Annotated in this window: 6 protein-coding genes; all 6 read right to left on the bottom strand. The window is 70.6% G+C overall.

What is annotated here, in order from left to right; genetic code table 11:
* Positions 1-1,075 (bottom strand): arsenic transporter (locus D180_RS17505; protein ID WP_017913822.1); only part of this gene is annotated, 1,075 nt, incomplete at its 3' end.
* A 259-nt stretch (positions 1,076-1,334) separates the two neighbouring features.
* Complete coding sequence (locus tag D180_RS17500; RefSeq protein WP_017913821.1) at positions 1,335-1,784, bottom strand: hypothetical protein; 450 nt, start codon at positions 1,782-1,784, stop codon at positions 1,335-1,337.
* Between the two features lie 341 nt (positions 1,785-2,125).
* A complete protein-coding gene (locus D180_RS17495; protein WP_226980575.1) occupies positions 2,126-2,866 on the bottom strand; it encodes a tetratricopeptide repeat protein in 741 nt (246 codons plus the stop codon).
* A gap of 98 nt (positions 2,867-2,964) precedes the next feature.
* Positions 2,965-3,783 carry a prolyl oligopeptidase family serine peptidase gene (locus tag D180_RS17490; RefSeq protein WP_017913819.1) on the bottom strand — a complete coding sequence of 273 codons (819 nt, stop codon included), beginning with the start codon at positions 3,781-3,783 and terminating at the stop codon, positions 2,965-2,967.
* 211 nt (positions 3,784-3,994) lie between these two features.
* Positions 3,995-5,353 carry a magnesium transporter gene (gene mgtE, locus D180_RS17485; RefSeq protein ID WP_017913818.1) on the bottom strand — a complete coding sequence of 453 codons (1,359 nt, stop codon included), beginning with the start codon at positions 5,351-5,353 and terminating at the stop codon, positions 3,995-3,997.
* 411 nt (positions 5,354-5,764) lie between these two features.
* Complete coding sequence (ptsP, locus tag D180_RS17480) at positions 5,765-7,471, bottom strand: phosphoenolpyruvate--protein phosphotransferase (RefSeq protein WP_017913817.1); 1,707 nt, start codon at positions 7,469-7,471, stop codon at positions 5,765-5,767.
* Between the last annotated feature and the right edge of the window lie 17 nt (positions 7,472-7,488).

Raw genomic sequence — 7,488 nt, 5'->3', positions numbered from 1 at the left:
CCACCAGTTGCGGCGGCTGCGCCTGGGCGACGGTGGTGCTGGCGATCAGGCCGGCGGGCAGGTTGTTCATCAGGTTGGAGCCGAACGCCAGCAGGGTGCCGGCGATGCCGGCGGTGGCCTGCGGCGAGTGCGCAGCGGCGTCGGCCAGGGTACGCGCGAGCAGGCCGATCACGCCGGTGCGCGACAGCGCCTCCACCAGCACGAACAGGCCGGCGACCAGCGGCAGCACCGACCACGACACCGCCTTGGCCATCGGCAGCGGCGACTGGCGACCACCCAGGCACACCACGCCCAGCGTCGCCAGGCCGGCCAGACAGGTCGGCAGGCCCAGGTCCAGGCCGAGCGCGGAGACGCCGACCAGCAGCGCGGCGGTGGCGAGGATGCCGACCAGGGCGAAGGTGCCGCCGCGGGTCAGCGGTACCGTGTCCACGCGCGTGGCGCAATGGCCGGTCAGGTCCTTGCGCTCGGCCCAGCGCAGCATCACGAAAGTCACCCCGATCGCCAGCAGCGACGGTAGCGCGAACGCGGCCATCCACGCGCCCAGGGTCGGCATCTTGCCGCCGTACAGCACCAGATTGGCGGGGTTGGAGATCGGCAGCACGAAGCTGGCGGCGTTGGCGATCAGCGCGCAGGCGAACAGCAGCGGCAGCGGCTTGGCGCCGGCCTTGCGCGCGGCCGCGTACACCGCCGGAGTCAGCACCACCGCGGTGGCGTCGTTGGACAGGAACGCGGTGACCACGATGCCGACGCCGAACACCAGCGCGAACAGGCGCTGGGTCGAGCCCTTGGCCAGGTTCACCGCATGCATCGCCACCCAGTCGAACAGGCCTTCGGCGCGCGCGGTTTCCGACAGCAGCATCATGCCGATCAGGAACAGGTACACGTCCAGACCCTTGAGTACCGCCTGCCACGCCTCGCCGCCGGGCATCAGCCCCAGCACCATCAGCAGCAGCGCGCCGCCCACCGCCCAGCACGCCTCGGGCAGCTTGAACGGCCGCGCGATCACGCCGGCCGTGGCCAGCGCGCAGATGCTCCAGGTGGCGAGATTGGCGGTATGCGCGCCGGGCATGCTCATGCCGCCGCAGCCGTGGCACGGGCGCCAAGGCGCGTGCGCGAGCAGGCCGCCGGGGCAGGGCAGGGGAGGGCAACGAGAGCGGGCACGGGCATGGGGCGTCGGGCAGCGGAGTGCGAAGGGCGTGCAGGATAGCAGCGGGGCAGGTGCAGGCCGGGCTGGCATGGGCGCTCCGGCGCCCGCGGTTTAGCTTGCGTAGACACGCGCGGCGTGGCGGGCCGTATATCGATGCACGCCCGGGCCGCGCGGCACCGCGGTGCCGCTACCCCAAATGGCGTGCGAGCCATCCTTGCACGAACGCCACCGGCCCGGTCCGCGGTGGTGGCGTCAGCCCGGCGCTGCGCACGAAGCCGGCGGCGGCCTGCGCCAGCGTCTGGTTGGCACGACGCACGGCCTGCTGCGCGGTCGCCTGCTGCTGGCGCAACTGCACCAGGTGCAGCGACGGCCGTCCCGGCGGTGCGAACTTCTGATCGCGGCGCAGCGCATCGGCGGACAGGCGGGTGGCCTGGCTTGCCTGGTGCAGCGCGTCCAGCGCATCCAGCACCTGCAACAGCCAGCGTCCGCTGTCGCTGAGTTGCAACGCAGCGGCGTCGTCGTGTGCCGGCACCAGCAGTGGCGGAATCGCCGCGCCGGCGACCACCGCTGCGCTCGGCTCCAGGGCGCGCAGGCGGGCGTGGAACGCGGTCTGCGATGAAGAGGGGGCGGTCGCCATGCCGGGCCTATGCACGAAAGCGCGGACTGTACGCGGTTTGGCGCGTCGCCGCACAGCCGATGGCGTCGCGCAGCTGGAACTGTCGTCGTCGACCGGACGCGTCACGCGGGGCCGCTGCCGCTGCGCACTGCCTGCAGCGCAGCGGCTATGTTCGCCGTGTTGGGCCCGATCGCACCGTCGGTGTTGCTGGCCGTCGACGTACGCTGCGCGTGTCGGCGACGCACCTGCCGGGCCCGCGCCGATCGGCGTGGCAGTGGACCCATGCACACAGGCCTGCGGCGGTGCCGCTGTCGGAGGCGTGCATCACCTCGGTGCGGCATGCGCGGAAGCGCGGGCAGGGCCTAATGCGCTTGCGACGCTGCCGCCTCCATCTGGTCGAGATACTGCAGTTCGTGCAGGGCGACAGCATTGCCGGGTTCAAGCTCCAGCGACTGCTGCAGGGCCGCGCGGGCGCCGGCCTTGTCCGGGGTGTCGATCAACAGCGAGCCGATGCCGCGTAGCGCGATCGCGCGGCCTGCCCGCGCCCGCGGCGAGACGTCGGCCAGGGCCAGCGCCTGCCGATAGGTGGCGAGCGCTTCGTCCGTGCGCCCGAGGTTGCGCAACGCATAGCCGCGTTCGGTGTAGGCGGAGAACAGATACGGCCCGAGCGCGATGGCCTGATCAAGCCATGCCAGCGCCTCCGACCACTGCCGTTGTGCGGCGGCGGCAAAGCCACGCATCTGCAGTGCGTTGGCGCAACTGAGGTCGATCCATTCGGTCGGCTGGCCGTCGTCATGGGCGGCCATGTAGGCCTCGTACTCGTGCACGTCGGCGACGCTGATCACGCGCAGGCCGGGCCGTTGCCAGCTGCTGCAATGGGCGATGATCCGGTCCAGCAGGGCGATGTCCGCCGCATCCATGCTGTCCAAGCGTGTCTGCAGCGCGGCGATGTCCTTGCGGTATTCCACGCCGGGGCGGGCGGTCGCCGCCTTGCTCTGCAGGTAGGTGGTGACCGGTTCGGTCAGCGCCTGTGCCGTCGCGCCGTGGCTGGCGCAGGCCAACAGCGCGCACACGATGGCGCACAGCATCCCCTTGTGTCGCATGCATCCCCCCTGCATCGAACGGTGATCGAAGATCGGCAGTGCGCGGACAGGCCGGTTACGCCGTCGCGCAGGTGCGCGCGGCGCAGGGCGGGCCGCGCTCAGTTGTCCGCGGTCGTCTGCGTGGCGGCGTCGCTGCGCTTCTGCGCGAACAGCCACTGCCACATCTTCGGATCGCGGTAGGTGGCATCCCAGGCGTTGTGGTTGCCCTGCGGGTATTCGGTGTAGCGCACGTCGGCGTCGAGGTTCTTGAATGCACGGACGATCTTGCGGTCGTCGTGCGGCAGCACCACGTCGTCCTGGGCGCCGTGGAAGATCCACACCGGCACGTGCCGCAGGCGCTGCGCCAGGGCGCTGTAGGGATCGGCCAGATAGGCCACCGGCGTCACCACCAGGTATTCGCGGTCTTCGTGCGGGGAGAGGATCGCGCCGCAGATCGGCACCAGCGCAGCGAAGCGCTGCGGCTGCTTCAGGGCGATCTCCCAGGTGCCGTAGCCGCCCATCGACATGCCGGTCAGGTAGGTGCGCTGCGGGTCGCCGTTGAACTCGGCACTGCTGTCGTCCAGCGCCTGCAGCGCCATGGTCGCGTTGGCGCCGTTCCATTCCTCGCCGTCGGGTGCCTGCGGCATCACCACCAGGGCCGGGAAATCGGCCAGGTGGCGGCGCAGGTAGGGACCCAGGCCGGCCGTGGTCTGGTCGCGGCCGTCGTCGCCGCGCTCGCCGGAGCCGTGCAGGAACAGCACCACCGGCACCGGGCCCTGGCGATGCGCCGGTGCCGGCACGAACACCTGGTAGCGGTAGATGCGTCCGTCGAGGTTGAGCTGGCGGCTGACGAAGTGGCCGGTGGCCGGGTCGCTTGGCAGACTGCTGCAGCCGACCATCGACAGGCACAGCAGAAGCAGCAACGAACGCATCGACATGGCCGGCCCTCGGATGGGAAGGCCGCAGTATCGTGGGCGGGACGTCTCCACGACAACCCGGGCAGGGGCGGCGGACATGCGCCAGTCAGCCGGCGGCCAAGGCGCTTGCTGGCGTGGCGTGCCCGTCGTGCACCGGTGGATGCGGCGACGCGCGCTGCTGCCGCTCCGTGCGGCGCGCCGGCGGGAACCGCGCCCGCCGTACGCACACGCCCTACAGCAGGACCAGCGTGGCCAAGCCGAGGAAGCTGAGGAAGCCCATCACGTCGGTCAGCGTGGTCAGGATCACCCCGCCGGCCAGCGCCGGATCGAAGCCCAGGCGCTTGAGCGTCAGCGGCACCAGCACGCCGCCCAGCGCGGCGGTGAGCAGGTTGATGGTCAGCGCCGAGCCGATCACCAGCGACAGCAGCGGCTGCTTGAACCACAGCAGCACGATCAGGCCCAGGCCGATGCCCAGCGCCAGGCCGTTGATCAGCGCCACCGCCAGTTCCTTGCGCAGCAGCACGATCACGTTGGAGGCGCCGATCTGGCCCAGCGCCAGGCCGCGCACCATCAGCGCCAGCACCTGGGTGCCGGCGTTGCCGCCCATGCCGGCCACGATCGGCATCAGCGCGGCCAGCGCCACCAGTTTGGCGATGGTGCCCTCGAACTGGCCGACCACGCTGGAGGCGATGAAGGCGGTGCCGAGGTTGATGGTCAGCCACAGCAGGCGGCGCCGGAACGCGCGCCGCACCGGGCTGAACAGGTCTTCATCCTCGTCCAGGCCGGCGGCGCTCATCGCCTGGTGCTCGGCCTGGTCGCGGATGATGTCGACCACGTCGTCGATGGTGATGCGGCCGAGCAGGATGTTGTTGTCGTCCACCACCGGCGCGGAGATCCAGTCGTGGTCGGAGAACTGCCGCGCGACCTCGTCGGCGCCTTCGCCGACGTCGATGGCCGGCTGCTCGTCGTCGATCAGCCGGTTGATCGGGGTGGAGTCCTCGTGGGTGACCAGCGCCGCCAGCGACACCCGCCCCAGGTACTGGTGGCGGCGGCTGACCACGAACAGGTGGTCGGTGTGGTCCGGCAGTTCGCCGCGCAGGCGCAGGTAGCGCAGCACTACGTCGACGTTGACGTCGGCGCGCACGGTGACCACGTCCGGGTTCATCAGGCGGCCGGCGCTGTCCTCGGGATACGACAGCACCTGCTCGAGCCGCTCGCGGTTCTCGCGGTCCATCGACTTGAGCACTTCGTCGATGACCGTGTCCGGCAAGTCCTCGACCAGGTTCGCCAGGTCGTCGATGTCCAGGTCTTCGACCGCGGCGACGATTTCGTCCGGGTCCATGTCCGCGAGCAGGCTCTCGCGCACTTCCTCGCCGACGTGGACCAGCACCTCGCCGTCGTCCTCCGGATCGACCAGCCCCCACACCACCTCGCGCTTGCCCGGCGGCAACGACTCCAGCAGGTTGCCGATCTCGGCCGGCGCCAGCGTATTGACCAGCCGCCGCACCGGGCCCAGGCGCCCGCTGTCCAGCGCATCGGACAGCATGCGCAGCTGCCGCGCGGTCTTGTCGTGGCGGACGGCGTCGGCCATGCGCTGCTCCCTTGGGGTGAGGCCGCGCTCCGGAGAAACGCGGTGGGTCAGATGTTCATCCCAACATTATCGCCTGCATGTTGCGGGAAGCACAGTGGATGGCGGGGATTGGGGAGTCGGGATTGGGGATTCGATGCTTCTGCGCGAGCGTGAGGCGCTTCGCTCCTCTGTGGGAGGGGCTTCAGCCCCGACGCTTTATCGGTAAAGCGTCGGGGCTGAAGCCCCTCCCACAAAAAGGCGGCGGGGCAGGCGCTGTCGGAACCGTGCGGTTGCTGCCCAGAGCGTTGGCGATTTTTTCATCGAAGCGCGCAGCGCAGGATGCCGCAACCGGCATCCTTCAATCGAATCCCTGCGTTCCGCAGCCGACCGGCTTCATCCCAATCCCTAATCCCGAATCCCCAATCCCGGCTCTCAAGCCAGCCAGCGCTCGATGCCCTTGCGGTCGCGCGCCTGCAGCAGTTTGGCGCCGCGCTGGCGCAGGGTCTGCAGGTCGGTGTCGCGGATCACCTGGCGTACTTCCAGCATCGTTGCCGGGTGCAGGCTGAACTCGCGCAGCCCCAGCGCCAGCAGCATCGGCGTCAGTGCCGGGTCGCCGGCGATCTCGCCGCACACCGCCACCGGCTTGCCATGGGCCTGGCCGGTGGCGATCACCTGCGCGATCAGCCGCAGCACCGCTGGATGCAGCGGCGAATACAGCGCGGCCACTGCTTCGTTGTTGCGGTCGGCGGCGAGCAGGTACTGCACCAGGTCGTTGGTGCCGATCGACAGGAAGTCGATCGTGTCGATGAAGGTATCCAGGGCCAGCGCTGCGGCCGGCACCTCGATCATCGCGCCGAGTTGCACCTGCTCGGCGATGGCATGACCGTCGCGGCGCAACTGCGCGGCGATGCGCTTGAGGTGGCGGCGCATCGCCAGCAGTTCCTCGCGCGTGCTGACCATCGGCACCAGCACCCGCACCGGGCCGTAGGCGGAGGCGCGCAGCAGCGCGCGCAACTGGGTGTCGGAGACCTTGGGCCGGGCCAGCGACAGGCGCACGCCGCGCAGCCCCAGCGCCGGGTTTTCTTCGTTGCTCATGGTCAGGCCGGTGCGATCGGCCTTGTCCGCGCCCAGGTCCAGGGTGCGGATGGTGACCGGCCGTCCGCTCATGCCCAGCACCGCGTCGCGGTAGGTATGGAACTGTTCTTCCTCGTCGGGCAGCGCGTCGCGCTGCAGGAACAGGAATTCGGTGCGGTACAGGCCCAGGCCGTCGGCGCCGAGCGCATGCGCGCGGGTGACGTCGTCGCGCGACTCGGCATTGGCCAGCAGGGTGATGTCCACGCCGTCGCGGGTGCGGCTGGGCTTGGAGCGCAGCTTGCCCAGGCTGCGCTGCAGCTTGGCCTGCTCGCGCACGCGGCTGCGGTAGTCGCGCAGGTCGTCCGGGGTCGGGTCGACCAGCACCGCGCCCTGGGTGCCGTCGATGATCAGCACGTCGCCGTCGTTGATCTTCTGCAGCGCGTCGGCGACGCCGACCACCAGCGGCAGGTGCAGGCTGCGCGCCAGGATCGCGCTGTGCGAGAGGGTGCTGCCGGCGCTGGTGACGATGCCGACCACGCCCTGCGCCTGCAGTTGCGCCAGTTCCGACGGGGCCACGTTCTCGCACACCAGGATCTCGCCGGCCAGGCCTTCGCTGTCCGGCTGGCGCTTCTGCAGGAACGCATGGATCCGCCCGATCACATGGTCCAGATCGTCCATGCGGCTCTTGAGGTAGGCGTCCTCCATGTCGTCGAACACGGTCGCCAGGCGGTCGCGCTGCAGGCGCAGCGCGTAGTCGGCGCTGTAGCGGCCGGTGCGGATCAGTTCGTCCAGGCCGTGCAGCAGTTCCGGGTCGTCGAGCAGCAGCGCGTGCAGGTCGAGGAATTCGCCGACCTCCTTGGCCAGGGCGCCGTGCAGGCGCTGGCGCAGGCCGTGCATCTCCTCGCGCGCGGCGTCCACCGCGCGGTGCAGGCGGTCGAGTTCTTCGGGGATCTGCGCGGCGCCGATGCGTTGCTCGGCCACTTCCAGCGCATGCGGCAGGCGCACCCGCGCCCGGCCCAGGGCATTGCCGCGCGAGGCGCCATGGCCGGCGATACGCACGCTCACCGCGCGTGCCCCGTGCG

The sequence above is a fragment of the Xanthomonas sp. SHU 166 genome (assembly GCF_000364685.1).
In the GTDB taxonomy this organism is placed as follows: domain Bacteria; phylum Pseudomonadota; class Gammaproteobacteria; order Xanthomonadales; family Xanthomonadaceae; genus Xanthomonas_A; species Xanthomonas_A sontii.
This window is presented reverse-complemented; position numbering and strand designations above follow the sequence as displayed.